Raw genomic sequence first — 25,892 nt, 5'->3', positions numbered from 1 at the left:
CCATGAGACTCAAGGCAAAGATCTTCCTTCTGGCCATCGTGCCGTTCCTGCTCGCGATTGCCGGCATCGGCTTCGGCGTGCGCCAGCAGGCGACGACGCTCGCGCGCACGCAGCACGCGACGATCCAGGCCGCGTACCTGTCGAGCAAGGAAGTCGAGCTGAAGCACTACGTCGAACTCGCGACGAGCGCGATCATGCCGCTCTACGACGCGAGCGGCCGCAACGCGCGCGACGACGCGCTGCTGCGCACGCAGGCGCTCGCGATGCTGCAGAAGATGGATTTCGGCCCCGACGGCTATTTCTTCGTCTACGACCTGCACGGCAATTCGCTGATGCATCCGCGCGAGCCCGAGCGCGTCGGTCACAACTTCTGGTCGATGCGCGACCCGCAGGGCGCGCTGACCATCCAGAAGCTGATCGGCGCGGCGTCGCAGGGCGGCGGCTACGTGCGCTATGCGTGGCAGCGGCCGTCGACGGGCCGCGTCGCGCCGAAGCTCGGCTACGTCGTCGCGCTCGAGCGCTGGGGCTGGATGGTCGGCACCGGCATCTATCTCGACGACGTCGACACCGCGCTGCAGCGCATCGATGCGCGCGCGTCCGCGAACATCGAGCGCACGATGAGCTGGCTCACCGCGATCGCGCTCACCGGCGCGGCGGCGATCGCCGTGTGCGCGCTGGTACTGAACGTCAGCGAGTCGCGCAGCGCCGACGCGAAGCTCAAGCTGCTCGCGCAACGCGTCGTCGAATCGCAGGAGCAGGAGCGTGCGCGGCTGTCGCGCGAACTGCACGACGGGATCAGCCAGATGATGGTGTCCGCGAAGCTGATGCTCGAATCCGCGCTGGCGCGCTTCGAGCGCGGCACGTCGCGCGTGCCCGAAGCCGAGCAGGCGCTCGCGTCGGGCGTCGGGCGGCTCGGCGACACGCTGCGCGAAGTCCGACGCATCTCGCACGCGCTGCGCCCGTCGATGCTCGACGATCTCGGCCTCGCGGCCGCGCTCGAGCAACTCGTGCGCGAGCTGGGCGCGGAAAGCGGCATCGACATCGGCTACACGCAGGTCGCGCACGGCGGCACGCAGCCGCTGCCCGAAGCCGTCAACACCGCGCTGTTCCGGATCGCGCAGGAAGCGCTGAGCAACATCGTGCATCATGCGCGGGCGTCGCGCGCGGCCGTCACGCTCGACGTCGGCGCACAATCCGTCACGCTGACCATCGCCGACAACGGCTGCGGCTTCGACGCCGAACGTTCGCAGGCCGACGCGCGCCGCGGCATCGGCCTGCGCAACATGCGCGAGCGCCTCGACGCGCTCGACGGCACGCTGACGATCACGTCGCAGGTCGGCCATACCGTCGTGGCCGCGCGCGTGCCGCTGCGGCGCGCGGCCGCCTGAGCACGCACACCCTACCCGGAGACCTTGCCCATGAGCGCCCCCGATCCCGCCCGGCCCGCCGCCCGACTGCTGCTCGTCGACGATCACCCGCTCGTGCGCGACGGCTTGCGGATGCGGCTCGAAGCGGCCGACCTGTCGGTGGTCGGCGAGGCCGGCAACGCGGACGAGGCGCTCGCGCTGGCCGCCTCGCTCGAACCCGATCTCGCGCTGATGGACGTCGGCATGAACGGGATGAACGGCATCACGCTCGCGGGCGTGTTCCACGAGCGTTTTCCGGGTATTCGCGTGCTGATGCTGTCGATGCACGACAACATCGAGTACGTGACGCAGGCGGTGCGCGCCGGCGCGAGCGGCTATCTGCTGAAGGATTCGCCCGCGAGCGAGATCGTGCGTGCGATCGGCGTGGTGCTGGGCGGGCAGACGTTCTTCAGCGAAGGGCTGGCCGCGCGGATGATCCAGGCCAGCGCGACGGCGTCGCCGCTGGACCGGCTGACGCCGCGCGAGCGCGACATCCTCGACGCGCTGGCCGAAGGGCTGTCGAGCAAGCAGATCGCGCAACAGACGGGGCTGTCGGTGCGCACGGTCGAGACGCACCGGCTCAATCTGAAACGCAAGCTGGAGATCGAAGGGCAGGCCGAGCTGATCAAGTTCGCGGTCGAGCATCGGCGGCGGTAGGCGCGAACCCGTACGCAGTCCACGCGCCACCATGAAAAAAGGACGCCCGAGGGCGCCCTTCGTGCATCCGGACCGCGGCCTTGCAACGCCGTCAGTTCGTCCGCGAATTGTGCTTCTGCAGATACGCGATCAGGCCGTCGATCCCGCCCGTCGCGAGCTGGCTCTTGAACTGGCCCTGGTAGACCTGGATCAGCCACGCGCCCGACATGTCGATGTCGTAGATCTTCCAGTCGTTGCCGACCTTGCCGAGACGATAGCCGACCGACTGGCTGTCGCCCGGCGTCGTGACCGTCGACTGCACGAGCGCATCGGCACCCGACGCGCCGCCTGGCTTGAACGAGAACTTCGCGTCCTGGTTGCCGAGCTGCGCGAGCGACGCGGCGTAGGTGCGCGTCATCAGCAACCGGAACTGCTTGTACAGCTCCTGCTGCTGTTGCGGCGTGGCCTGCTTCCACGCGTCGCCGACCGCGATGCGGGTCGTGCGCTCGAAGTTGGTCACGGGCAGGAAGCGTTGCTCGACCACCTGCGTGATCTTCGCCATGTCACCGCCGCGGGCGGCCGGATCGGCCTTCATCGCGTTGACGGTGCCCTCGACCGCCGTGCGAACGAGATCGACCGGCGCGCTCTGCGCGAAAGCGGAAACCGACACGGCGGCCGCCGCGACGAAAGCAAACAGATGACGTTTCATACGAATTTCGCACTCGATGGGAAAAAACGGCCGGCTCTTTGCATCGGCCGGTGGAGCAAAGTATACCGGGCCCGACGCCGCGTTGCCGCCCGGTGACCGACTGTTACCTTTCAGCGCCGTTTGTCACAGGCGCTCCGCGGCGTGTCGACGCATCGCCGCGGCGATTATGTAAATATCTTCATACAAATGATCCGGCCGCGCGATCCGATTGCCACGCCGGTAGCAAATATCCTTCCCGCCCCGATTCTCCGCAACGTCACGACCGTCGCCGCGCCGCGCCGGTATACTTGGCTACTTTGCCCTAGCCAGCCGCTCCCCACCGCCACATGGTGACATCTCTCATCGTCCGACTCGTTGCGTGGTCGGTGCGCCGCCCCGTCTGGGTCGTCGTCCTGTCGCTCGTGATCGCCGCCTGCAGCGGCGTCTACGTCGCGCAGCATTTCAAGATCAACACCGACATCAGCAAGCTCGTCGATGCGGAACCGCAATGGGCCGCGCTCGGCCAGGCCGTCGACAAGGCGTTCCCGCAACGCAACGGCACGATCCTCGCGGTCGTCGAGGCGCCCGCGCCCGAATTCGCGACGGCCGCCGCGCATGCGCTGACCGAAGCGCTGCAGAAGGACGCCGCCGCCGGCCGCATCGGCCCGGTCGCCGAGCCGGGCGGCGGGCCGTTCTTCGAACACAACGGACTGCTGTTCCTGTCGCCGCAGGAGGTCTCCGATACGACCGCGCAGCTCGCGAGCGCGCGCCCGCTGGTCAACGAACTCGCGAAGAACCCGAGCCTCACCGGGCTCGCCACCACGCTGTCCACCACGCTCGGCCAGCCGCTCCTGACCGGCCAGGTGAAGCTGCCCGCGATGGCGAAGCTGCTCGCGCGCAGCGCGGCGACGGTCGACGACGTGCTGGCCGGCAAGCCGGCCGCGTTCTCGTGGCGCGCGCTGGTCGACAACGACGCCGCGCGGCAGCCCGCGCGCGCGTTCGTCACCGTGCAGCCGGTGGTCAACTACGGCGCGCTGAAGGCCGGCGCGGCAACGAGCCAGGTGATCCGCGACGCGGCCCGTTCGCTCGACCTCGACAAGCGCTACGGCGCGGCCGTGCGCCTGACCGGCGAACAGCCGCTCGCCGACGACGAATTCGCGTCGGTCGAAGACGGCGCCGCGCTCAATGGCGTGCTCACGCTGCTCGCCGTGCTCGTCATCCTGTGGCTTGCACTGCGCTCGAAGCGGATGATCGGCTCGGTGCTCGTCACGCTGTTTGTCGGCCTCGTCGTGACGGCCGCGCTCGGCCTCGCGATGGTCGGCTCGCTGAACATGATCTCGGTCGCATTCATGGTGCTGTTCGTCGGCCTCGGCGTCGACTTCTCGATCCAGTACGGCGTGAAGTACCGCGAGGAACGCTTCCGCGACGAGCGCATCGATCACGCGCTGATCGGCGCCGCGCACTCGATGGGCATGCCGCTCGCGCTCGCCACCGCGGCCGTGGCAGCAAGCTTCTTCTCGTTCATTCCGACCGCGTATCGCGGCGTGTCCGAGCTCGGCCTGATCGCGGGCGTCGGGATGTTCGTCGCACTGCTGACCACGCTCACGCTGCTGCCCGCACTGCTGCGCCTGTTCGCGCCGCCTGGCGAATCGAAGACGCCGGGCTTTCCGTGGCTCGCGCCGGTCGACGATTATCTCGATCGCCATCGCAAGCCGATCCTGATCGGCACGCTGGCGGTCGTGATCGGCGCGCTGCCGCTGCTCGCGTTCCTGCATTTCGACTTCAACCCGTTGCACCTGAAGGACCCGAACAGCGAATCGATGGCGACGCTGCTCGCACTGAAGGATTCGCCGGAAGCCGCCGTCAACGACGTCACGCTGCTCGCGCCGTCGCTCGCGCAAGCCGACGCGGCCGCGAAGCGCCTCGACGCGCTGCCCGAAGTCGGCCGCACGACCACGCTGTCGACCTTCATCCCCGCCGACCAGCCGGCCAAGCGCGCGGCGATCGCCGCGGCTGCGAGCGAGCTGCTGCCCGCGCTGACGCAGCCGGCCGCGCCGCCCGCGACCGACGCGCAACGCGTGGCCGCGCTCAAGCGCGTGTCGGACCTGTTGAGCTATGCGGCCGAGGATCACCCGGGCCCGGGCGCCGCGGCCGCGCAGCACCTGTCCGCGTCGCTCGCGAAGCTCGCCGCCGCCGACAGCGCGACGCGCGACCGTGCCGAACGCGCGTTCTCCGATACGCTGCGCATCGCGCTCAACCAGCTCGCTGCGCTGCTGCAGCCGCAGGACATCACGCGCGAATCGCTGCCGCCGCAGGTTGTGCGCGACTGGGTTGCGCCGGACGGCCACGCGCTCGTGCAGATCTCGCCGAAGGTGCCGAAGGGCGTCGACCCCAACGACGACACGATGCTGCGCCGTTTCGCCAAGGCCGTGAAGGCCGCGGAACCGGGCGCGACTGGCGGCCCGATCTCGATCCTGCATTCGGCCGACACGATCATCAACGCGTTCCTGCACGCGGCGCTGTGGTCGATCATCTCGATCACGGTCCTGCTGTGGGTCACGCTGCGCCGCTTCGGCGACGTGCTGCGCACGCTGGTGCCGCTGCTCGTGTCGGGCATCGTGACGCTCGAGATGTGCGTCGTGCTCGGCATGTCGCTGAACTTCGCGAACATCATCGCGCTGCCGCTGATGCTCGGCGTCGGCGTCGCGTTCAAGGTGTATTTCGTGATGGCGTGGCGCGCGGGGCAGACGGGGCTGCTGCATTCGAGCCTCACGCACGCCGTGCTGTTCAGCGCCGCGACGACGGCGACCGCCTTCGGCAGCCTGTGGCTGTCGCACCATCCGGGCACGTCGAGCATGGGCAAGCTGCTCGCGCTGGCCCTGACCTGTACGCTGATCGGCGCCGTGGTGTTCCAGCCCGTCCTGATGGGCAAACCGCGCGTCAAGCGCGCCCAGAACCAATCGCAAGGAATCAATGAATAAGGTGCGAATCATTGCGGCGACCGTCGCCGCCAGCGCGATGCTGACCGGCTGCGCGACGGGACCGAACCGCAATCCCAACGACCCGCTCGAGCCGATGAACCGGGCGATGTACACGTTCAACGACACGGTCGACACGCACATCGCGCAGCCGATCGCGAAGGGTTACCAGAAAGTCACGCCGACGCCGGTGCGCACCGCGATCAGCAACTTCTTCTCGAACCTCGGCGATCTCGGCAACATGGCGAACAACCTGCTGCAGTTGCGCATCACCGATGCGACGCAGGATCTGATGCGCGTGGCGATGAACTCGCTGTTCGGCGTCGCCGGCCTGATCGACATCGCGACGCCGGCCGGGCTGCCGAAGCATCACCAGGATTTCGGGCTGACGATGGCGCGCTGGGGCATGCCGTCCGGCCCGTACCTCGTGCTGCCCGTGTTCGGGCCGAGCACGATCCGCGACGGCGTCGGCCGCGCGGTGGACGTGCGCTTCAACCTGCTGAACTACATCGAGCCGGCCGCACGCAATCCGATGTACATCGCGCAGTTCATCAGCGCGCGTTCGGACCTGCTCGGTGCGACCGATCTGCTGAAGCAGGCCGCGCTCGATCCGTATTCGTTCGTGCGCGACGCGTACCTGCAGCAGCGCAAGTCGCTGACGTATCACGGCCAGTCGGCATCGGCCGCGACGCCGAACTACGCGGAGCCGGGTGAAGCCGGCGCGGTGCCGGCGGCCACGCCGACCACGCCGGGCGGCTTGCCGAACTATGAGGATCCGGGCGATGCGGGCGGCGCATCGGGCGCCACGCCGAACAACGCACCGGCCGCGCCGGGATTGCCGCAGTACGACGATCCGGGTGCGGATAGTGCGATGCCGGCGAGTGCGCCGGCGGCTGCATCGGCGGGCGCCACGACGGCGCCGGCCGCCAACGGTGCGCCAATCGCCCCGGCGATGCCGACCGTGCCCGCGAGCAGTCCGGCCGCGCAGTAACGGCGGCAGCCTCTGATCCGAGGGGCAACACTTCAGCCGTCCAGGACCGGGCCGACGACTTCAACCGGAACAATGTCGGCGAATCGGTTCCAGGCTGCTCATCGTTCGCTCACAGCCCGCCCTTGTTTGCTACCGGTAGCCCGCCCCGGGGCAATCTCGGCGGCGGGCCGCTATCTGGCAGATTGAATACCGCCATCGTCCCAGGGCACCGGAACGTCGTCAGCACATCGCTTGTCAGCGGGTTCGCAACCGTTCCCGCGCTCGCAATGTCGAGTGCTGCCTGACGACCATCAAAGCTGAATGCGACCCGCGTGCGGCCCGGTGTGGCAGCCTGGACCACATGACCTTTCCGGAGCAACCGCATCAGCGCCCACGGCCCCTCCGCCGCGATCGTCGAAGTGTCCGGCCGGATGCGCGGACTCGCCGAGATCTGGGCACGGACGCCGCCACGCGGTCCCGGCCATGTCACCGTGAATGGCGTGACCGGACCATGTCGATAGAGCGTCACCTGTCCGTCGATGTCGAGCGACAGGCTCATGATCGTCGGGTCGAGTTCAGGGATTCGGATATCAGCCTTCCAACTCGGTTTCGTACGATCCGGATCGTTGAAGAAGATGTCGCGGATCGCCTTCGCATGCTCGAATGGCTCGAGATCCGGCCCGTGAACGGGTTCGGTCGCGCCCGGCAGCGTCCGGTAGCGCCACGGCTTCGCGGCCGTGTCGACGAACGGTGCAAGCGTCTTCGTGAAAAAGTCATCGATCACGCCGCCCTGCGCGAACATGCGCGTGAAATCGTCGATACCGACGTCGCGCGTGCTGTCAGGCGCAAACGGGTAATTGCCTTCGATCGTCACGCGACAGGTGTCTGCAACGGCTGCCTGCATCTGGCGCGACAGTAGTTGGCCGATACCCTGGTTCACCCCACGCGAGCCGTCGACAGCAAGTTGATGCAAGACAGCTCGAACCGGCGCAGGCATCGTGTCAGCCGTCATCTTGAGCTTCGCAGCGTTCTCACTCACCGGCGGCATGCTGTTGTTCAACAGCGCATTGTCGGAAATCGCGAGCGTCTCGTAATAGTCGTTCAACAGACTGGTAACGCCGTCCAGGCCCGTTTTGCTCACCGACGCCCCGGCCAACTGCGTCTCCGATCGCGCATCGGCATGGCCCGTCACCACTTCACGCAATGCCGCGAAACGGTTATCGACCAACTCGCGCTCAACCTGCTCCGATGCACGAGGCCCCAGTATCCGCTCGGCCTGTTGGTTGACAGCCTCGGTCGCTTGTTCGAGAAAGGAACCGTCCGCTTTCGCCATCGGCCGCGTCAGCGTCGTTTCGTTTGCCGCCGCCCGCGCTAGACGGATCAGCGGCGAATCGGGCGCAGCGAGGGCTCGCAGTACCGTCAAGTTGAAGGCAAGGCTCGTTCCGCTCACGATGCGAATGTCGTCAAGAAACGCGTCCCATTGTCGAGCGTATTCGTTCAGGTACTGGCGCGTGATCGCGGTCAACAGCGCGTCGCCATTCCGGTTCGATACGTTTGACGCGCCAACTGGATTTTTTGCGAAATCATCGAGCGTCCGGCGCCCCATTACCCAAGCATCGTCTTCGCTTGCCACCTGAAGGAATTCTGGCAGGCGTTTGCCGAACACCGCCCGATACCCCTCCAGCGTAAAGATTCCTGACACGCCGCTCGATAAAGGCGCTCCGCTGGCCCGCGTGAATACCACGCCTGCTTGTGGCCCGACGACATGCAGCAGCGAAAATTCGCGGGGCGCGTCTTTCGACATCGCCGCCATGGCGCGCTGATAAAGACGATCGGTCGGATTGCTGCCGTCGAGAAATGCGCGCGCCCGCTGGATCATTCCTTCGTTGCGGGACAGTGGCGACTGCACGACATGTTCTTCGGAAAACAGTCGCTGTACGTGGCCGATCATTGTCGCGCGCCCACCGAACATCGCCGCACTGTCGTGCCGTGCCCAATCATCCAGCACCCACATCTTGACGTCGTTCGCGTTGAACCGGGTCCTGTCGTGGAGCATCAAGTACACGCGCAACGCGTCGTAAGCGGCCTTGGCGTCACCGCTTGCCGTGGCACTACCGATCACGTCCTCCATCCGGCGAACGATTTGCGGTAACACAACCTGCTCCGACAGCGCCTCGTATACGTGGCGGCTCTTGGACTCGATCATATCGATGCGGTCCGTTCCAAGGCGAAACGCGACGTCGGAATCGTTGGCAAGATGCGTGGTGTCGCGCAACAGTTCGTTTGCATTGTCCAGCATCATCGGCACACGCTCAGGATGAGCAGAAAGATCGCTCCCCGCCAACACGGCTGCCAGCTTACGTGTCTTGTGCGCTAGTGTGCCGAGCGACGCACGTTCCGCAACGAAGCTGTTCCAAAGACTCGTGCACAACCCTGCGGCGATCACCCACACGAGGGAATGCCCCAGCCACCGCTGTAAGCGCACACGATGCTCCCGGTTCCGATTCGGGCACGCGAGGTGTCCGTCGCGAAATACGACACCGTGCAACAAATCGCGCAGGAAATAGCTGGTTTCGCCACGCTCTCCTCGTGGGCGTGGCCATTGCGCGCCGGATGCGCCCGTCATGCGTTGCAATAGCGTTTGATGCTCCGCAGCGACCGGCAGGCCGGTCTGGCCCGCGCTCGTTAGGTAAACACCTCGGAACAGCGCATGCGATACTGCATGCGAACCATTGCCGCCTGCGGCAAACACTTGCCCGATCAGATCGGCCAGCGGCTCCGTCAGTGCCGTGAATGCCTCTGGCAACATTGCCAACTGGCGACGACGAGTCAGGTCGGTTTCGTTGCGAAGCAGGCCGCTCACACCATCAGCAAGACACGTTGCCAGCAGATTCAATTCTGTCCTGATCACGTCGTCCGTCCGCGCGTCCGGGCCAGACTGCAATGTCACGCCCCATATCTGCGCACGCTGCCGCTCGCCAAGCGAGGCGAAATAGTCGGTGAAGCCCGGAAGCCGGTCCATTTTCGTGACAATGAGCCAGACGGGGAATCCGGTCCCGAACTCGGCCTCCATCTCCTCGAGACGTGCCCGCAATGCACGGCTCTCTGCCATACGCACGTCGGGGTCCGTGTGCGTCAACGCGGCGACATCGATCGTCAACAGCACGCCATTCAGCGGCAGGCGAGGGCGGATACGGCCAAGTAGCCGGAGAAATCCCTTCCACTCTGCTGCGTCGGAGTCTCTGCGAAGGCCGCCGCTGTCGGTCGGCCGCTTTTCCGGTTTCCCGTCATTCGATGCTTCCGGCGGCTCCACTGTCAGCGAGTAGCGCGACGTGCCGTGCTGTACGTAATGGCCCGCTGTATCGATCAGCACCGCCTCATTGGTCAACCGCCAACCCGGCAAAGCCCGGGCGTCATCGGGCGCAAGCGAATGCTGAAGTTGCGCATCGAGCGGGAACACGAGACCCGCATTGAGCAACGCCGTGGTCTTGCCCGAACCCTGCGACCCCAGCACGACATACCACGGCACATCATAGAGATACGCAGGCCATTGAAACAGCCGCGCCAAAGCATGGATGCCCCCGCGCCAGGCTTTCAACTGCGTGATCGCTGTGCGGGCCGTGTATTCAATCGTCGTCAGGCGCGATGCCGCCAACGGCCGAGCGCCACGCTTGCCGAGTCGAAGCAAACGTCTGAGTTCGCTCGGATGCCGGCGCATGCGCCTCCACCATTTGACCGACATCGACCCGGCGTAAACGAGCGCAACGCCGGCCATTGCCAGAATACGGACCGTTACCGACGCAAACAGCGGTTTGCCGGCCAACGTCAGAAGCGGGAAGGTATGCCAGATCGCGAGACAGAGCAGCGCGGCGATGACGATGCTCGTCGGCCAATCGATCAGCCACAAGATCCATGCGGACAGGACCAATGCGATCAAGGTCAGCCGAATGCCGACCGACGCGACTGGGGTCAGCCCTCCGAAATTCATCAGCGGGCCTGCAAACCAGATCACGGCCATAGCGGCAATCACCGTCACAATGGCCCACAGATGACGCGAATGCAGAAACGAGAGAATCTTCTTCATGTGTACGGGGAATGGCGTCCCACTGGCACTACCGTGCCGCGCTGGCCACGGGGTCGATCGCGCTGCCTGAAGCTACATGCGCAATGTTGGAGAGCTGTCGATGCACATCGTCCGCTTGCGCGTCCAATTCGGCGCGGCAAAAGACATACAGCGCGCAGAGCGCCACTGACAGCAAGGCCACCGACATCCGGACCGGGATTTCGAAATGGAATGTCCGGCGGGCCGTTGCGGTAGATTGCGCGTGGGGTGAAAGCGCATCAGGATCAGGCGGGAGGTGCACGGCAATCGCGTTGTAAATCCGCTCGCGTACGCGTTCGTGCACGCCGAACGTCTTGCCATGCAGATACCGACCTTCAAACCCCAAGCTGAAAATCCGGTAGATCACTTCGAGCAACGGCCAGTGGTCAGCGTCGTCTTTCAACAAGCGCAGCGACAACGTGTAGATCTTTGAGCCGCCCCGGTTGTCCTCCCCGATTCGTTGGGTCAGCGCATCGGAAGCCCATGCGACACTCCCGGACGTATCGCCTCGTGCCACGAGTTCGCGCATTGCCACTTCGTCCAGCGCGGTACACAGGCAATATCGTGCGCCGATCATGTGGTCGTCGCGGATATTTGCCCGCACACACAGGCGCTCGAATACGCGAACTTCGTCCATCAGCAGGTCGCGCAAGCGTTCGTCGTGGCCAATGTCGATCAATGCGGGCATGTCCACAAACGCTCGAAGCAGCACTCTGCTCGACTCCAGCAAGGCGTTGCGGTGATCACGTACCGCGGCCAGTCTCGCCTGCTCGTCTTCAGGCGGCGAAATCGATCCCAATGGACGACTGCGGCGCGAGTTGGATCGCTGTCTCGTGTTCTTGCTGGAGAGAAAGGTGCTGTTCGGTCGTCGCGGTGGTGCGAGCACGCGTCGAGCCGATACGGTTTTGGGTGCGCTAACGGACTGTGTCATGCCGGGGAAATTCAGAATTCGGTTCATCGCGCTCAACACAAGCACGATCAAACTGTTGGGCCGCCATCAGACACCACCAGAGTCGCGTCGCAACTGGTGCCGCTGCCGTGATGGGCAATTTGACGGCCATTGATCGTGCCGAAACCGCCGCTCGTAATGACGCCCGGGCCGTGCAATGGGCACGACACGGAGTCGCCTACGCATGCTGCAGGACGGCCACTGATCGTGACGCCCGCGCTGGCTGATATGACTGCGCCGCCGTGGGTAGTCAATGTGCCAAGGGTTGCGACAAATGCTGACATTCAAAAACCCCTCAAAATAAATTGTCGATTTTCACCACGCGACAAAACACCCACTCACTCGTTCTTGCCAGACATCCCAAAGTAACTTGCAAAAAAATAACGAACGGCGAGATAAACAAAACCGCACCCGCAAAATACCTCCTCACCCACAAAACTCTTCAATGGCTCATAAAAAACGCGAGCGGCGCAATAAATAACACGTAGAGCCGAGTTTTACCCATTCTTCGCACACCAACCTCCTTTCAGTTATCCTCACCACTAGATACACGCTCTCATTCACCCCCCAAAAATCCCCATCCCAGGGTCTCTAGCAAATACGCAACAACATTGTGCGACCAAGATGGGCACCTACGCCATCGGATCGAATTTATGTGACATGTTTTCTCAGGAATCTCATATACAAATTACCATCTACTCCTTACCAATTTTTTCAGCGACAAACCTGACAATTGATATGTAAACCGCGTAAAAAGTAAAAAATAGCCACGGACTTAGCGTCGCCTTTATATACCAATATGGAATCATCCCCAAGAAAATCAAAACAAGGTAAACATAACCTTTTTTGAATCTATATTTCACTTTCAATTTTCGTCTTCCTCGCACTCATTCGTGGTCGGACATTCCGCCCCAGCCTTTAAGATGGCTTTCCCTCCTTGGACTGCTCCCTGGATCATCACTTGGTCCGCAACAGTTCTCTTGTGCCGATTGATACGCGTATTCAATTTTGCAATTCTCGATGCACTGCGGGCATTGGTGGCTTGTGCAGTTAAATTTTTCACCGCCCCAACAGACTTAACAACCTTTTTTCCAGATGCCAAAACTCCGGGAAACAGACCACTTGCCAATCCAGAAATTGCCATGTCAGCCACATCCAGACACTTCCAATTTATTTTCCCAGTAGACACCTTTTGTTTTGCGAGTTGAATGCCGGCATCAACGGCAGCCCCACCCAATGCTCTCCCAACAAAAAGCGCCACCGGTATAAGGAACGCAAATGCTCCACTTGGGTCAATTCTATTGACGGGGTCTCTATCTGCGTAGGAATAGTGATTCGATCCACCGAGCAATCCAATTGGATCTTGGTTAACGTAACATCCAATTTCGGTATCGTAGTAACGCAACCTGTTGTAGTGCAGCCCCGACTCCTGATCGTAGTACTGCCCCGGAAACCGTATCGGATTGTCAACGACATGCGCGATCCGTCGGTTCGTCCGCCCATACGCGCTCAGATCCGCCGCCCACACCACCTCACGTTGTTCGTCGTACAACTCCTGCGGCGTCCCCAGGTGATCCGTCACGTAATGCCACGCCTCGCCATCCGCCAGCCGCGTCAACGGACCTTCGTGATCCGGATGCGGCACGTACGTCACCGCCAGATCCTCGTGCGCGGTACGCCCCGTCCGCACCTCCTGCATCATCCAGTCGCCGTCCCACATGAACAGTGTCGTCTGTCGCGCGCCGCCTGCCTGCGTGTGATGCTTCGCCACCCGCCGCCCCAGCGCGTCGTATTCGTACTCGCTTCTCGCACCGTCCGCGTGTTCTATCGCGATCAACTGGTGACTCCCGTCGTACCGATACCGCGTCACCTTCGGCTCTTCTATCGGCTCCTCGTACTTCGGCGTCCCCGTCAGCACTTCCATCACCCGCAGCAGGTTGTCTGCCCCGCGCTGGCTGCGCTGTTGCGCCTCGCTCAACTCCGGCTTCGGCGGCAACGGCACCGTCCGCGCAATGCGATTCCCGTGCCCGTCATACGTAAAATCCACCGGCCGATCCGGGCGCGTCTGCGGCGCGAACCGCAGCAAGCGATCGCCGCTCGCCTTCCACGCCTGCACGCTGTTCAGGCTCGACGCAGCACCCAGCAGGTTCCCCGCCGGATCGTAATGAAACGCTTCCGTGCCGCTTGCCGCCGTCACGTGCGTCAGTCTCGACAACGCGTCGTACTGATACGTCTTCTTGTCCCGCCACGCGTCGTCCAGTGTCGTGAGCTGGCCGGCCGCGTCGTACGCCCACGCCCGCCACGGCCGAGGACGCTCCAGCGAGCGCCCCCGTTCATCGAGGTTCTGCCACCGATGCTCAGCCAGCAAGCCGTTCGCGCCATACCCGAAGTGGTGTGACGCCGGACCTTGCGTACGCTGAATCTCGCGATGCAGCGCATCGCGCTCGAAGCTCGCCAGCGGATGCTCGTCCAGCAGCAACCCGTGCACATGCCCCGAGCCGTAGCGCTGCCACACGAGCGAGCCGATTTCCGGCACGTGCGTCCAGTCGCGATTCCCGATCGCATCCACTCCGTGCGTGAGCCGCCATACCCGCCCGTGATGCGCCTGCACCTCTGCCGTACGGCGCCCTGCCGCGTCGTATTCGTAAGTGACCTGCACCGGTGCCCGGCCTGGAGAAACCGCCTGAGCCTGCGTCAGCAATCCCCGCGCGTCGTACCGATAACTCGCCCGACTGCCGTCGCTCGATCTGCGCTCCACAGGTCGGCCGAGCACGTCGTAGGTCACATGCGTGGTGATCTGCCCATCCTGGCCATGATCGATGCGCTCGACCAGTTCCCCCGCCGCGTTGTACCGGTAGCTTTGCCGGCGGCCGTCGAAGCCGGTCTGTTCGATCAACCGGTTCCGGCTGTCGTAGCAGAACGTCGTCGCTTCCCGGTTCGCATTGGTCAGCTTCGTCGGACGGCCAATCGCGTCATACCGGAACTGTTGCGTACCGTCCGCAGGATCGACGATTCGCGTTCGCTGCCCGTATGCGTCCCAGTCCACACGCGTTACACGCTCGAGTGGATCCGTATGCGCGATTGCCCTGCCTGCGTCGTCGTATTCGACTTTCCACCAACCCATGCCAGCCGGCCGCACCGCCGTCACGCGCGCCGACAGGCTGCCGCTGTGGCGGCTGACCTGGCCCAACGCATCCGTGGTCTCGATCAACTGGCCGAATTGATCGTACTGATAGGCCGTCGTCTGCCCCGAGCAATCGGTACGCGCCACGAGCTGTCCCGCGTCATCCCATTGCATCTTCGTCACGTTGCCCAGCGCATCCGTGCGCGTGACCGGCAAGCCGTTTTCGTATGCGTAACGCGTCACATTCCCGAGCGGATCGGTTTCGCTCGTCAGGTGGCCTTGCCCGTCGTAGCTACGCTGCCAGACCTGTCCAGCCGGGTCCGTGATTTGCTGCGGCAAGTTCTGGTCGTTGTAGCCGATGCGCGTGACCTGGCCCGCCGGATCGATGATCGACGTAGGATTGCCTCGCGTATCGTTCACCATCCGCGTCGTGCGACCAAGCCCGTCCGTATAGCCCGCCACGCTTCCCGTCTCGTCGAAATGCGTTTGCTCGATGCTGCCGTCCGGATGCACGATCTTCTCGACCGCCCACAAACCGTTGTAGTGGTATTCGGTCGTGTGGCCCAAGCCATCCGTCACCCGTGTCGCGCGCAACGACGGCAGGTAATCGAAACGCGTCTCGCGCGTGATGACCCGCTGGCCATCGGCGTTCTCGGTATAGGCGTAGGTGCGCAGGCAGTACGCGTTCGGCGTGTCATCGCTCCACTCCGATACGTGCGTCGCGCCGGCCGGCGTGCGATAGGTCGTCAGTAGATGGTTGTCGTAGCCGTACCGCCACGTCAGATTCTCCCGATCGGTGGCCGCGATCAGATCGCCATGCGCGTCGTACACATAGCGCGTCAGGTGCAGCGGCTCACTTCCGAAACCCTGATCGAGCAGTACGTTTGTGATCCGGCCAGCCTCGTCCAGTGCGCAGCGCACGGTATGCCGATTGTTGCGGACTGTTTCCAGCCAGCCTTGTGCCGTGTAGCCGAGCGTCAGGCTCTGCCCGTCGCGTGTCGCGATGCGCTGCAACTGCCAGCGGGTCTCGTCGACCGGGTGACGGCCGTAGTGCTCTTCGACCCCGTTGACGAAGCGCAGTGCGTAGGTTGCACCCGACGCGTTGTCACCACCACGTGCCAGCGTGATTTTTTCGATTGGATGGAAGTGTTCTTCACCGGGGTTCAGCGGCGGAAACTGCAACTGTCGCCCGTCCGCATCGAAGTAGACCAATCCCGCCGAACTCGTGCGCACCTCGGTCGCATACGGCAACTTCCACGCCATGCCCAGGCTGCCGCTGCGCTGGTCCGCACTTCGGTAGCTCCTGCTCCAGTGAATCGACACGCGCCCCGGCAACGTAAAGTCCGTATGTGACAGCACCTTCTGCCCCGTTGCCAGGTCGACCGGGTTCGCGCTGACGGTCTTCTTCGCGCACTCCGCGCAATCGGCTTCGGTCACCGGCACCAGACCGCCTGCATCGCCATTCGTCATGCTGATCGTCGGCGCTTGCAGGTAAATCGCCGTGCCTTTCAGGTGAATGCCGGATTCATCGATCGTGACCGTCCCGCCCGGGCCCGTCAGTTGTGCCTGTTTCGCGCCCGACAGGCTGCTTTCGCCGGTATCCGCGATGCGCAGCTGGTTCGCGTTCGAGCCCGATACCGGCGCCGGTAGTTGCGGGGCGAAGTCGGGCGACGGTTCGGTCGGGTTTGCCTGATCGGCGCTCACCGCATCGCCCACGGCCTTGCCGCGCACGGTCAGCGTGTAGGTGTGCCCCACGTCTGCCGTCCAGTCCTGCACGACGCGGTCGGTCCGGTTCTGGCCGACCGTGCTCGCCATGTGCAATCCGACGTTACGCAAGTACAGCCCGCCGACGTTGACGTTGTACGCCATCCCGACGTTGAGCATCGCGCCCATGCCCACGCTCTTCACCGACGCGAGCGTCACCGTCTCGAACTTGTAGCCGCCGGTCGACAGTTTCCAGTGACGTCCGATCTGGTCCGTCTCGTCGTGACCGATCGTTTTCGTGCGGTCATGGCCCACCGTGTGCGCCTCGTCGGCTTCGATCACCGCATCCAGATTGCGCTCGGCCTGAATCCAGACCTGCTCCGCACCCTTCTTGTCCTCGAAGCGGATCGCATTGGCGTGGCCGTATCCGCCGCCCTTGGTCGAGCGCGTCAGGATCCCGCTTTGCGTCGCATGAGCCGGCAACGTCCACGGCGGCATTGTCATCGCGTTGTAGACGCGCCCGGTCACGATCGGTCGATCGGGGTCCCCATTCTCGAAATCGACGACAACTTCGGTGCCCACTCGTGGAATATGGATGCCGCCAAAGTTGCTGCCCGCCCACGGATACGACACCCGCACCCAGCATGATGAGTTCTGGTCCTTCACGCCGGATCGGTCCCAATGGAACTTGAGCGTCACCTCGCCGTTCTTGTTGGTCCAGATCTCCGCACCCTCGGGGCCGGTCACGATCGCCGTTTGTGGACCACGCGTGCGCGGTTTCCTGATCGTGCGCGGCGGACGGAATACCGTGGTAGACGGCTGAACCATAAACTTGCTGCGAATCGCGTAGGCAGAAAACCCGGTGGTCTGTCCGGTTTCCTTCACGTCCAGTTCCGACGCGATCACAAGATATTCGCGATTGGCGATCGCCATCGGATGGCCAGTCAGCACAAAGGTCGTGCCGCACACGACGTTACGCAAGTTGCCCTCGCCCTTCGCCCGCTCGCCCTGCGCGTGAATCTCCTCCATGCGTACCTGCGCGAATACGCGGCCGTCCTCTGTTTCCGTGTAGTCGCCCGGCCATTCGTAACGTTCGAGCTGATTGTGCGCGGTATCGCGCGGCAGGGTATTCTGCGTGGTCAGTGTCGCACCCGGCTTCTCGAAGTCGAAATCGTCGGTGGTCCACACCCCCGAGCGCAGACGCTCGGTCGCTTCGAAATGGTCGACATACTCGCGGTCGATCTTCTGGCCCGGCGGGTAGTACGCAAGTGTCTGGTATGCCACGCTTTCCACGCGCCGGTAAGCACCTGGACCATCGACCAGTACCATTCGGTGGATGCCTTGCGAATGTTCGAAGAACCACGTGATGCCGTGCTCTTCCATCAATCGTTGCGCGAATGCGAAATCGGACTCGCCGTACTGCACTTGATAGCGTAGCGGCTTATAGGTGCGGCCAACGCGCATCTCGAATGAGTAAAGGTACGGACTAAACACCTCGCGCAGAATGTCCAGCACGCTCTTGCGCTGAAAGATGCGGTAGTCGGATCGTTCTCGCGCCAATGCGAACCACGGCTCCAGGACGACCCGGTAGCGCGACTGACGATTCAACTGATCCACGTAACTCGCCGCCGTCACGACACCGCTGATTTCTCGCGTGCCGGCACCCAGATTGACGGCGCCCGCTTGACCGGCCATTCCCGCGACGAAACTGCCCATCCCGTCCAGTTGAATCGTGACGGTCAGTTCCTTGCCGAGCATCGCCTTCAAATCCAGGTTGGCCAGCCTGTCGACCGGCAGCAGCGGATCGGCGGGCGTCGTCAGCCACAATTCATACGCGTACAACGTGGAGAGTCGTTCCGTACCGCGGATCGCGCTCAGATGCAGCAGCGATGCGATGCCGTCCAGCTCCGGCAGCGCGGGGCCGCTGACCGAAAGCGTCCGGTTCGTCTTGAAGTTCAACATGCGTGCTGGCCCTCGTTCGCTTGATTGTTGTTCTGTGTTACCGACTGCATGAACCGATTTGCCCGGTGAATCAGAGTGCGCTGCGCGTCCCCATTCGAACCGGCCAGCGCATCAACTCGCCGCGCTGCAGCGAGCGCAGCACCGACTGGGTAAAGGAATGTGTCGAAACGTGACGCGCCACGTAGTGTTCGAGGATCGTCCCGAATAGATACGGACTCGTGCCGTCAAAGCCCGTTTCATCCACCGTCAGCACACATTCGATGCCGCGACCGAACCGCAATGGGCTCTGCCCGGGCAGCTTCTTCGTCACGGGCCGCGTATCGATATGGATCAGGCTGTCGATCTGACGGCGCAAGCGCACATCGTCGGCAGCAGCGAACAAAGCGAGAATGCCGCGCAGTCCGCTTCCATCCTTGGCCTCCAACTTGCCGTAGCCGAGATTCAACTGACCGATCAACTGCCATGCCACGCTCCCCTGTGCAAGCGGCGCACGCGCGAGGCTCGGCGCGCGAATCAGTCCGGTTCGGCTTACCGGCGCACTGATACCAACGGTCAGGTCCGTCGTGCCATCAGGTATCAACAAGCTTGGCAGACCACCGTTCGTCAACCAGGCGTCGACCGACAGATAGTTCATTGCCTGTGAATAGGGTGCCTCGTCCTGATCGACCAGCGAAACGTAAACATCGGTACCTGTGTACGGGACGCGAGCACCGTAACGGCGACATGACGCCTTCGTCATGCGATGTTCGCGGCGCGTCGTGAAATGGCGCCCGTGATTGGTTTCGTCGTTCACCAGTGCTCGATACAACGGACGAAATTCAAGCGATGCCGCGCCTTTGCTCACAAAACCATGCAACGCTTCCACCGCGAACACTTCGTAGCCCGATTCGTTCTGTCTATCGGGTTGCAACAGAATCTCGCCGCCCACGCGCGGTATCTCGGCGGGATCGGTTTTGCGACGAAACAGGTTGATGACCGGTGTACAAAAGAGTGCAAACCGGGATGCGTCGACGTGCTCGGCCAGTGCGCTGTCGAAGCGATCGAGCAACACGACGATCTCGGCTTCACGATCGGCCAGGTGTCGCAGTCCCGCATTCAGACCGGTCAGCGTGAAAAACCAGAAACGCGCGGGGCACGCTGCATATTCGTGCAACAGGTTATGGCCGTGAAACTTCGACCCGGCCAGTGGCAGCAAACTCTCGTCGGTAGCCAACCCCGTGTATTCGATCGCCCGATCGAAGACGATCCCGAGTGCCTGATCGGGATCAGCAAAGCGGTTCGGCACCCCAGTCACGGATGACACGGCGCCGGCGTGGATCAACTCGAACAGCCGTGATGCCACACGTTCGTCACCGGCCAGATAAACGGGCAATCGATCCAGACCGCGCAACTCATCGAATCGCGCTTCGCCCGTAGTACGAAGCCTGAAACGCAGCGCACCGCGAATCGGCCTGTGTGCACCGCCATATCGTTCTATCGATGGAATATCAGGTGGAACCCCCGTCAACCTCGCAGAAACGACCTCCAACGGATACAGCGTCACGTCCAGACCGCTACGAAATATGCAGGGGGTGCGTTCGCCGTCCGGCACGCGGCTCGCGAACTCCGTGCCGCGAGGTATGCAAAACCCTTCGAGCAAACTGCCTTCCTGATCATCGGGATGGAGGCAAGCAACGGCAATCGAGGGCGTCGGTGCGACGTAATTCGGATAGACGGTTTCCAGCAGTCGACTGGTCAGCAGGGGGAATTCGGCATCCAGTTTCAATTGCAGCCGAGCGGCTGAAAAACTCGCTGCCTGTACCAGACGTTCGACAAAGGGGTCGGCGATCTCACCGCCATGCATGCCGAGCCGACGCGCTATTTTTGGATGTGCCTGGGCGAACTCCTCCATCAATTCCTTGAAATAGAGCAATTCCCGGTTGTAAGCATCAAGGAGACGAGGATTCATGACGAGAGAGAATTATGGATTCCGTACAAGACCTCCGACAGACTCGCGGTCGGCAATGCATTGAATGCTAGCCTCAAAAGCCGTCTCAAAAAATACCTGACGGAACCGACAGGCTCGATTCGCATGCCTTAAGCCGTGAGCTTTTTGAGATATGAGTCGTTATCCTGATCATCCGAAACAGGATCCACCGCTGAAATTCAGTGTCGGCGTTCCTTGCGTGGAGATCGCAGGAATCTCATTCCCCAAACCGTTGCGCTAATTGCGCCGGCTTCGAATAGACGAAGCGCGCTGCATCATGCAGCGCGCTTTTTGCGCATACGCAAAATAAAAAAAGAAGGGGAGGGGAAAAGCAGAAAGCAGCGAACGCCGCTCAGACGATCCGCATCGCGCCCGCCCGCTCGAATGCGTGCCGCGCCTGGATCAGCGTCGTGCGCGCCGCGCGCGCATCGCTGGCGACCTGCAATAACGGGCCGAGCTGCGACGGCTGCTTCAGCAGTTCGCGCAGGATCGGCAGGATCGCCGTGCTGCCGTCGTCGCGCAGCCCGGCCGTCGCCGCGCGCGGCAGCGTGCGCCACGCCGGATCGACGATCGCGCGGCACACCGCGAACGGCACGCCGCGCGCGGCCGCGAAGGCCGCCGCGATATGCGATTCCATGTCGACGGCAAGCGCGCCATTCGCACGATGCAGCGACGTCTTGTCCTGCTCGCTGACCACCGGCGCGCCGACGGCCGCCATCGTGCCGCGCGTGACACGCGCCCACACCGGCGTGTCCTGCAGCGCGGCGACGAGCCGCGCGCTCCAGCCCGTATCGGTCTGCACGCGGCCGAACGGCCCGTCGATCGCGTCCGCGATCACGAGCGCGCCCGGCGCGAGGTCGGGCGCGAGCCCGCCCGCAGTACCGAAGCTGACGATGCCCGCGCAGCCGCGCGCGGTCGCTTCGGCCAGTGCGCGCTCGAGCCGGTCGGCCCGCGCGGCGAACACGGCCTCGACGCCGTCGCCGCGCGCGATGCGCGCCTCGAACGCCATCCCTGTGACCGCGATGACGGGCAATGCGCCGTTGTGCTGCGTCGTCGCCACGCGTTACATCCCGACCGTCACGCGCGTCGCGTTCGCGCGCTTCAGGTTGCGGTAGCGCGCGAGCGCCCACAGCGGGAAGAACTTGCGATAGCCGTGGTAGCGCAGGTAGAACACGCGCGGGAAGCCCGTCGCCGTGAAGCGCGTCTCGTCCCACAAGCCTTCTTCGTTCTGCTGCGCGACCAGGTAGTCGACGCCGCGCGCCACGGCCGGGTTGTTCACTTCGCCGGCCGCCATCAGGCCGAGCAGCGCCCAGGCCGTCTGCGACGCCGTGCTCGGCGCCTGCTCGTAACCGCGATAGTTGAGCTTGTAGCTGTCGCCGTCCTCGCCCCAGCCGCCGTCCTTGTTCTGGATCGACAGCAGCCACTGCGCACCGCGCTTCATGCGCGGGTCGTCCGGCGTCAGGCCGGCCGCGTTCAGCGAGCACAGGGCCGTCCACGTGCCGTACACGTAGTTCATCCCCCAGCGGCCGTACCAGCTGCCGTCCGGCTCCTGCTCCTTCAGCATGTAGTCGAGCGCGCGGCGGGCCGGCTCGCTGTTCAGCGGCGTCTCGCCGAGCTGCGACAGCATCGACAGGCAGCGGCCCGACACGTCGGCCGTCGGCGGATCGAGCAGCGCGCCGTGATCGGAGAACGGGATGTTGTTCAGGTAGTACTGCGTGTTTTCAGGTTCGAACGCGCCCCAGCCGCCGTCGCTGCTCTGCATGCCGACGACCCATTCGCGCGCACGCGCCATCGATTCGCGATACGTGTCCGACTGCGTGAGCTTCTGCGCACGATCCATCGCCATCACGACCACGGCCGTATCGTCGACGTCCGGGTAGTGCGCATTCGCGTACTGGAACGCCCAGCCGCCGGGCCGCACGTTCGGGCGGCGCGAGATCCAGTCGCCGCGCACGTCGAGGATCTGCAGCGGACGCAGCCATTCGAGGCCGCGCAGCACCGCTTCCTGCGCACGCGCATCGCCGGTCTCGAGCAGCGCATGCGCAACGAGCGACGTGTCCCACACGGGCGACAGGCACGGCTGGCAATACGCTTCGTCGTCGTGCACGACGAGCAGCTTGTCGAGCGCCTTGCGCGCGATCGCGCGGTTCGGATGGTCTTCCGCATAGCCGAGCACGTCGTACATCATCACCGCGTTGGCCATCGCCGGATAGATCGCGCCGAGGCCGTCCTCGCCGTTCAGGCGCTCGTCGACGAACGACACGGCCTGACGGATCGCGCGTTCGCGCGTATAGCTCGGGAACAGGCCGTCGACCGCGCGCAGCGCATGGTCGACCACGCGGAAGAACGCGAACCAGCCCGCGCTCTGGTGGCCCTGACGCGGCAGCAGCCCGGCGTTGACGGGCGGGTCGATGAACAGCTCGTCGATGCGCACGCCGCGCGGGTTCTTCGCGAGCGGACGCTTCGCGTTCAGCACGAGCAGCGGCACGATCACGGTGCGCGCCCAGTACGACACCTTCGACAGATGGAACGGGAACCACTGCGGCAGCAGCATGATCTCGACCGGCATCATCGGCACCGCGCGCCACGGAATCGCGCCGTACAGCGCGAGCTGGATGCGCGTGAACACGTTCGACATCTCGGCGCCGCCCATCGCATGGATCGCGCGGCGCGCGCGCTGCATGTGCTCGGCGTTCTCGTCGTCGCCGATCACCTTCAGCGCGAAATACGCCTTCACGCTCGCGCTGATGTTCGGTGCGCCGTCGGTAAACAGCGGCCAGCCGCCGTCGGCCTGCTGGATGCGGCGCAGATACTTGCCGATCTTCTGTTCGAGCTCGAGGTTCGGCGTCTCGCCCAGATAGTGGACAAGCAGCACGTATTCGGCAGGAATCGTCGAATCCGCTTCGAGTTCGTAGACCCAGTGTCCGTCCGCTTGCTGCGCGGCCAGCAGCGCGTCGGTCGCACGCGCGACAGCCGCGTCGACGTCGGCCGGCACGGCGCCGGCGGACAAGGTAGCCATTTCGGTGAGATCGTTCATCGGTCCCTCTCTTTATTGCGTCTGGAGCACGTCCGCGGCCAACTGGCCGGAACGGATCGCGCTTTCGATCGTGGCGGGCAGGCCGGTGGCAATCCAGTCGCCCGCGAGTACAAGATTGGTCCAGCGCGTACGCACGGCCGGCCGTTTCATTTCCTGCGACGGCACCGCCGCAAAGCCCGCGCGCGGCTCGACGACGAGTTGCCACGCGGGGATGGTTTCCGGGTTCGCGCCGGTCACGCGCGCGACGTCTTCCCAGATGCGCCGCGCGAGCGTGTCGCGCGGCATGTCGAGCCAGCGGCCCGCATCGCGGATCGTCGCCGCGAGCTGGCCGTCGCCGGTCCGCACCGCATCGACGACGCCGTTGACGACGGTCGTCTGCAGTGGATGACCGGCCGGCGATTCGACCGCGAAATACGCGGTCACGACCGCGCTGAACGTGTCGGGCGCGGTGAGTTCGGGCACGAGCGGCTGCGCGACCTCGGGCGGCACGGCCAGCACGACCGCGTCGCCCGGCGCGAGATCGATCCGCTCGCCGCCGACCGACACCGCATCGACCGCATTGCCGTGCGCGCCGAATTCGAACGCGTCGAGCCGCGAATTCAGGCGGATCTGCGCGCCGCTGTATTGCAGCATCCGCAGCGTCGGTTCGACGAACGCGCTGCCGAGCCCGCGGCGCGCGACGAGCGGACGGCAGCTGGGGCAGCCCGCGGCAAACGTGCCGCACAGCGCGGCGCGCGCGAGTTCGGCGCTCGCGTGGCGCGGCTCGATATTCAGCACCCCGAGGAAATACGGTCGCAGCCAGCGATCCCACAGCACGCCGTCGCATCGCATCGTCTGCGCGAGCGAGCGGCCCGTGCGGGCGAATGCGAGCGGGGCCAGCGCGAGATAGTCGAGCGGCGTCGTGCCCGGCGCCCGTGACGCAGCATCGAACAGCCACGACGGCCAGCGGCCGTTGCCGAAACGCAGCGTCCAGCGCTGCTGCGACGCGATGTCGATGACCGGGAGTTCAGCCAGCGCGGGCCCCGCGAGCTGATCGGCCGCGCCGATCGCGCGCAGGTAGCGCTGCGTCGCGGGCTGTCCCGCGAAAACCGTGTGCAGCCCACTGTCGAGCGTCGTGTTCAGCGTCCCGTCGAACCACGAGCGGCAGCGGCCGCCCGCGTGCGCATGCGCGTCGTGCAGCACGATGCGCCGCCCGCGACGTTGCAGCTCGACCGCGGCCGACAGGCCCGCGAGTCCTGCGCCGATCACGTGGACGGTTCTGGGCATCGCGTCGGTCGACTCAGAACAGCGCGTAGCGCGCGGCGATCATCAGCATGCGCGCCTTCGGCTTGCGCAGCGGCGCGCGCGGCGCGGCAAAGCCGCGCGCGATCGCGGCCTCGAGAATGCAGCGATACGCGCCCGACATGATGCGCGGCGCCTTCACCTGCGCACGCGGGCAGGTATCCATCACCGCGTCGGCCTGGCGGAAGTGCTCGAGCGCGCGCTCGACGAGCGTCGCGCACACGCGCGGCAGCGCCGGATCGCGCACGATCGTCGCCGGATCGGTGATCGCGATGCCTTCGCGCGCAAGCAGCTCGCGCGGCAGGTAGCACCGGTTGATCGCCGCGTCGTCGTCGATGTCGCGCAGGATGTTGGTCAGTTGCAGCGCGCGGCCGAGGTGGTGCGACAGCGTGATCCCTTCGGCTTCCGGCATCCCGAAAATCCTCACCGACAGCCGGCCGGCCGCGCTCGCCACGCGATCGCAGAACAGGTCGAGCGTCGGCTCGTCGGGCGCGCAGATGTCTTCCACCGCGTCCATCGCCATCCCGTCGATCATCGCGTGGAAATCGTCGCGCTGCAGGTCGAACGCGCGAATCTCGCGATCGAGCGCGACGAGGTGGCGCGGCGGGCGGCCGGCGAAGCAGGCGTCGATGTCCGCGCGCCAGCGATTCAGGCCCGCGGTGCGCTCGGCGCGCGGCAGGTCGCTGTCGGCGATGTCGTCGACCGCGCGGCAAAACGCATAGACCTGGAACATCGCATCGCGCTGCACGGCCGGCAGGATGCGCATCGCCAGATAGAAGGAGCTGCCCGATGTGACGGCAGCGGCGTCGGTTTCTTGTTCGTCCACGACGGAATGGGAAACGGCCAAGACGAAGCTCCACGGAGACACCCACGCGGGGCGATTGAAGAAGCCATGCCCGGCTGGGATGGTCAGGGCGTCGAATGCGTGCGAGATATGCGAACGATCGACGCAGACAGGCACAAATTACCGGCCGGAAGCCGGAATTGGGCGAAAGTATAGCAATCTTTGAAGTTCGATGGCGGACGCGCACCCTGTCCGGCGGGGTGCCGAGCGCCACCGGCGGGCCGGTGCGCCGGCCTTTGCGAACG

The 25,892-nt window shown here is 64.4% G+C and carries 14 protein-coding genes; 4 read left to right on the top strand and 10 right to left on the bottom strand.

Annotated features, from left to right (window positions below; all coding sequences use genetic code 11):
• Window positions 1-2 precede the first annotated feature (2 nt).
• Both J8I35_RS08195 and J8I35_RS08190 read left to right on the top strand, forming a co-directional pair.
• The gene (locus J8I35_RS08195) at window positions 3-1,388 is read left to right on the top strand and encodes a cache domain-containing protein (RefSeq protein ID WP_124556590.1); all 1,386 of its coding nucleotides are present in this window, start codon (window positions 3-5) and stop codon (window positions 1,386-1,388) included.
• A 30-nt stretch (window positions 1,389-1,418) separates the two neighbouring features.
• Entirely contained in the window at window positions 1,419-2,063 is a 645-nt protein-coding gene (locus tag J8I35_RS08190) for a response regulator transcription factor (protein ID WP_124556591.1), read from the top strand.
• Between the two features lie 91 nt (window positions 2,064-2,154).
• Here the strand turns inward: J8I35_RS08190 and J8I35_RS08185 are convergent, their stop codons facing one another.
• Entirely contained in the window at window positions 2,155-2,751 is a 597-nt protein-coding gene (locus J8I35_RS08185; RefSeq protein WP_050013460.1) for an ABC transporter substrate-binding protein, read from the bottom strand.
• Between the two features lie 326 nt (window positions 2,752-3,077).
• Between J8I35_RS08185 and J8I35_RS08180 the strand changes: the two genes are divergently transcribed.
• The gene (locus tag J8I35_RS08180; protein WP_209924964.1) at window positions 3,078-5,711 is read left to right on the top strand and encodes an MMPL family transporter; all 2,634 of its coding nucleotides are present in this window, start codon (window positions 3,078-3,080) and stop codon (window positions 5,709-5,711) included.
• Complete coding sequence (locus tag J8I35_RS08175) at window positions 5,704-6,699, top strand: VacJ family lipoprotein (RefSeq protein ID WP_209924963.1); 996 nt, start codon at window positions 5,704-5,706, stop codon at window positions 6,697-6,699. The genes J8I35_RS08180 and J8I35_RS08175 overlap by 8 nt, the downstream gene beginning before the upstream one ends.
• A 109-nt stretch (window positions 6,700-6,808) precedes the next feature.
• On the opposite strand, the gene tssM is transcribed toward J8I35_RS08175, so the two are convergent.
• From tssM to hpnD, 9 genes are all read right to left on the bottom strand, one after another.
• Window positions 6,809-10,762, bottom strand: a complete 3,954-nt coding sequence (gene tssM, locus J8I35_RS08170; protein ID WP_209924962.1) for a type VI secretion system membrane subunit TssM — start codon at window positions 10,760-10,762, stop codon at window positions 6,809-6,811.
• A gap of 28 nt (window positions 10,763-10,790) precedes the next feature.
• Window positions 10,791-11,738, bottom strand: a complete 948-nt coding sequence (icmH, locus tag J8I35_RS08165; protein ID WP_245170165.1) for a type IVB secretion system protein IcmH/DotU — start codon at window positions 11,736-11,738, stop codon at window positions 10,791-10,793.
• A gap of 20 nt (window positions 11,739-11,758) precedes the next feature.
• Window positions 11,759-12,013 carry a PAAR domain-containing protein gene (locus J8I35_RS08160; protein WP_209924961.1) on the bottom strand — a complete coding sequence of 85 codons (255 nt, stop codon included), beginning with the start codon at window positions 12,011-12,013 and terminating at the stop codon, window positions 11,759-11,761.
• 581 nt (window positions 12,014-12,594) lie between these two features.
• Window positions 12,595-18,519: a type VI secretion system tip protein TssI/VgrG gene (gene tssI, locus J8I35_RS08155; RefSeq protein WP_209924960.1), complete on the bottom strand. Its 5,925-nt coding sequence runs from the start codon at window positions 18,517-18,519 to the stop codon at window positions 12,595-12,597.
• A 70-nt stretch (window positions 18,520-18,589) separates the two neighbouring features.
• Window positions 18,590-20,467, bottom strand: a complete 1,878-nt coding sequence (gene tssF / locus J8I35_RS08150; protein ID WP_209924959.1) for a type VI secretion system baseplate subunit TssF — start codon at window positions 20,465-20,467, stop codon at window positions 18,590-18,592.
• Between the two features lie 370 nt (window positions 20,468-20,837).
• Complete coding sequence (locus J8I35_RS08145) at window positions 20,838-21,545, bottom strand: phosphorylase (RefSeq protein ID WP_080334231.1); 708 nt, start codon at window positions 21,543-21,545, stop codon at window positions 20,838-20,840.
• A 3-nt stretch (window positions 21,546-21,548) separates the two neighbouring features.
• Window positions 21,549-23,522 (bottom strand): squalene--hopene cyclase, encoded by a 1,974-nt coding sequence (shc, locus tag J8I35_RS08140; protein ID WP_124556596.1) that lies wholly within the window; start codon window positions 23,520-23,522, stop codon window positions 21,549-21,551.
• A 12-nt stretch (window positions 23,523-23,534) separates the two neighbouring features.
• Complete coding sequence (gene hpnE / locus J8I35_RS08135; RefSeq protein WP_209924958.1) at window positions 23,535-24,788, bottom strand: hydroxysqualene dehydroxylase HpnE; 1,254 nt, start codon at window positions 24,786-24,788, stop codon at window positions 23,535-23,537.
• A gap of 13 nt (window positions 24,789-24,801) precedes the next feature.
• The gene (gene hpnD, locus J8I35_RS08130; protein ID WP_050013465.1) at window positions 24,802-25,650 is read right to left on the bottom strand and encodes a presqualene diphosphate synthase HpnD; all 849 of its coding nucleotides are present in this window, start codon (window positions 25,648-25,650) and stop codon (window positions 24,802-24,804) included.
• Window positions 25,651-25,892 lie beyond the last annotated feature (242 nt).

The organism is Burkholderia sp. CpTa8-5 (assembly GCF_017815045.1).
Lineage (GTDB): Bacteria > Pseudomonadota > Gammaproteobacteria > Burkholderiales > Burkholderiaceae > Burkholderia > Burkholderia sola.
The sequence above is the reverse complement of the archived record's forward strand: the minus strand, read 5'-3'. Positions and strand labels throughout refer to the sequence as shown.

Excerpts from the sequence above, each read along its gene's own strand:
- J8I35_RS08195 (WP_124556590.1), top strand. The coding sequence starts at position 3 with ATGAGACTCAAGGCAAAGATCTTCCTTCTGGCCATCGTGCCGTTCCTG.
- J8I35_RS08190 (WP_124556591.1), top strand. The coding sequence starts at position 1,419 with ATGAGCGCCCCCGATCCCGCCCGGCCCGCCGCCCGACTGCTGCTCGTC.
- J8I35_RS08185 (WP_050013460.1), bottom strand. The coding sequence starts at position 2,751 with ATGAAACGTCATCTGTTTGCTTTCGTCGCGGCGGCCGCCGTGTCGGTT.
- J8I35_RS08180 (WP_209924964.1), top strand. The coding sequence starts at position 3,078 with ATGGTGACATCTCTCATCGTCCGACTCGTTGCGTGGTCGGTGCGCCGC.
- J8I35_RS08175 (WP_209924963.1), top strand. The coding sequence starts at position 5,704 with ATGAATAAGGTGCGAATCATTGCGGCGACCGTCGCCGCCAGCGCGATG.
- tssM (WP_209924962.1), bottom strand. The coding sequence starts at position 10,762 with ATGAAGAAGATTCTCTCGTTTCTGCATTCGCGTCATCTGTGGGCCATT.
- icmH (WP_245170165.1), bottom strand. The coding sequence starts at position 11,738 with ATGAACCGAATTCTGAATTTCCCCGGCATGACACAGTCCGTTAGCGCA.
- J8I35_RS08160 (WP_209924961.1), bottom strand. The coding sequence starts at position 12,013 with ATGTCAGCATTTGTCGCAACCCTTGGCACATTGACTACCCACGGCGGC.
- tssI (WP_209924960.1), bottom strand. The coding sequence starts at position 18,519 with ATGTTGAACTTCAAGACGAACCGGACGCTTTCGGTCAGCGGCCCCGCG.
- tssF (WP_209924959.1), bottom strand. The coding sequence starts at position 20,467 with ATGAATCCTCGTCTCCTTGATGCTTACAACCGGGAATTGCTCTATTTC.
- shc (WP_124556596.1), bottom strand. The coding sequence starts at position 23,522 with ATGAACGATCTCACCGAAATGGCTACCTTGTCCGCCGGCGCCGTGCCG.
- hpnE (WP_209924958.1), bottom strand. The coding sequence starts at position 24,788 with ATGCCCAGAACCGTCCACGTGATCGGCGCAGGACTCGCGGGCCTGTCG.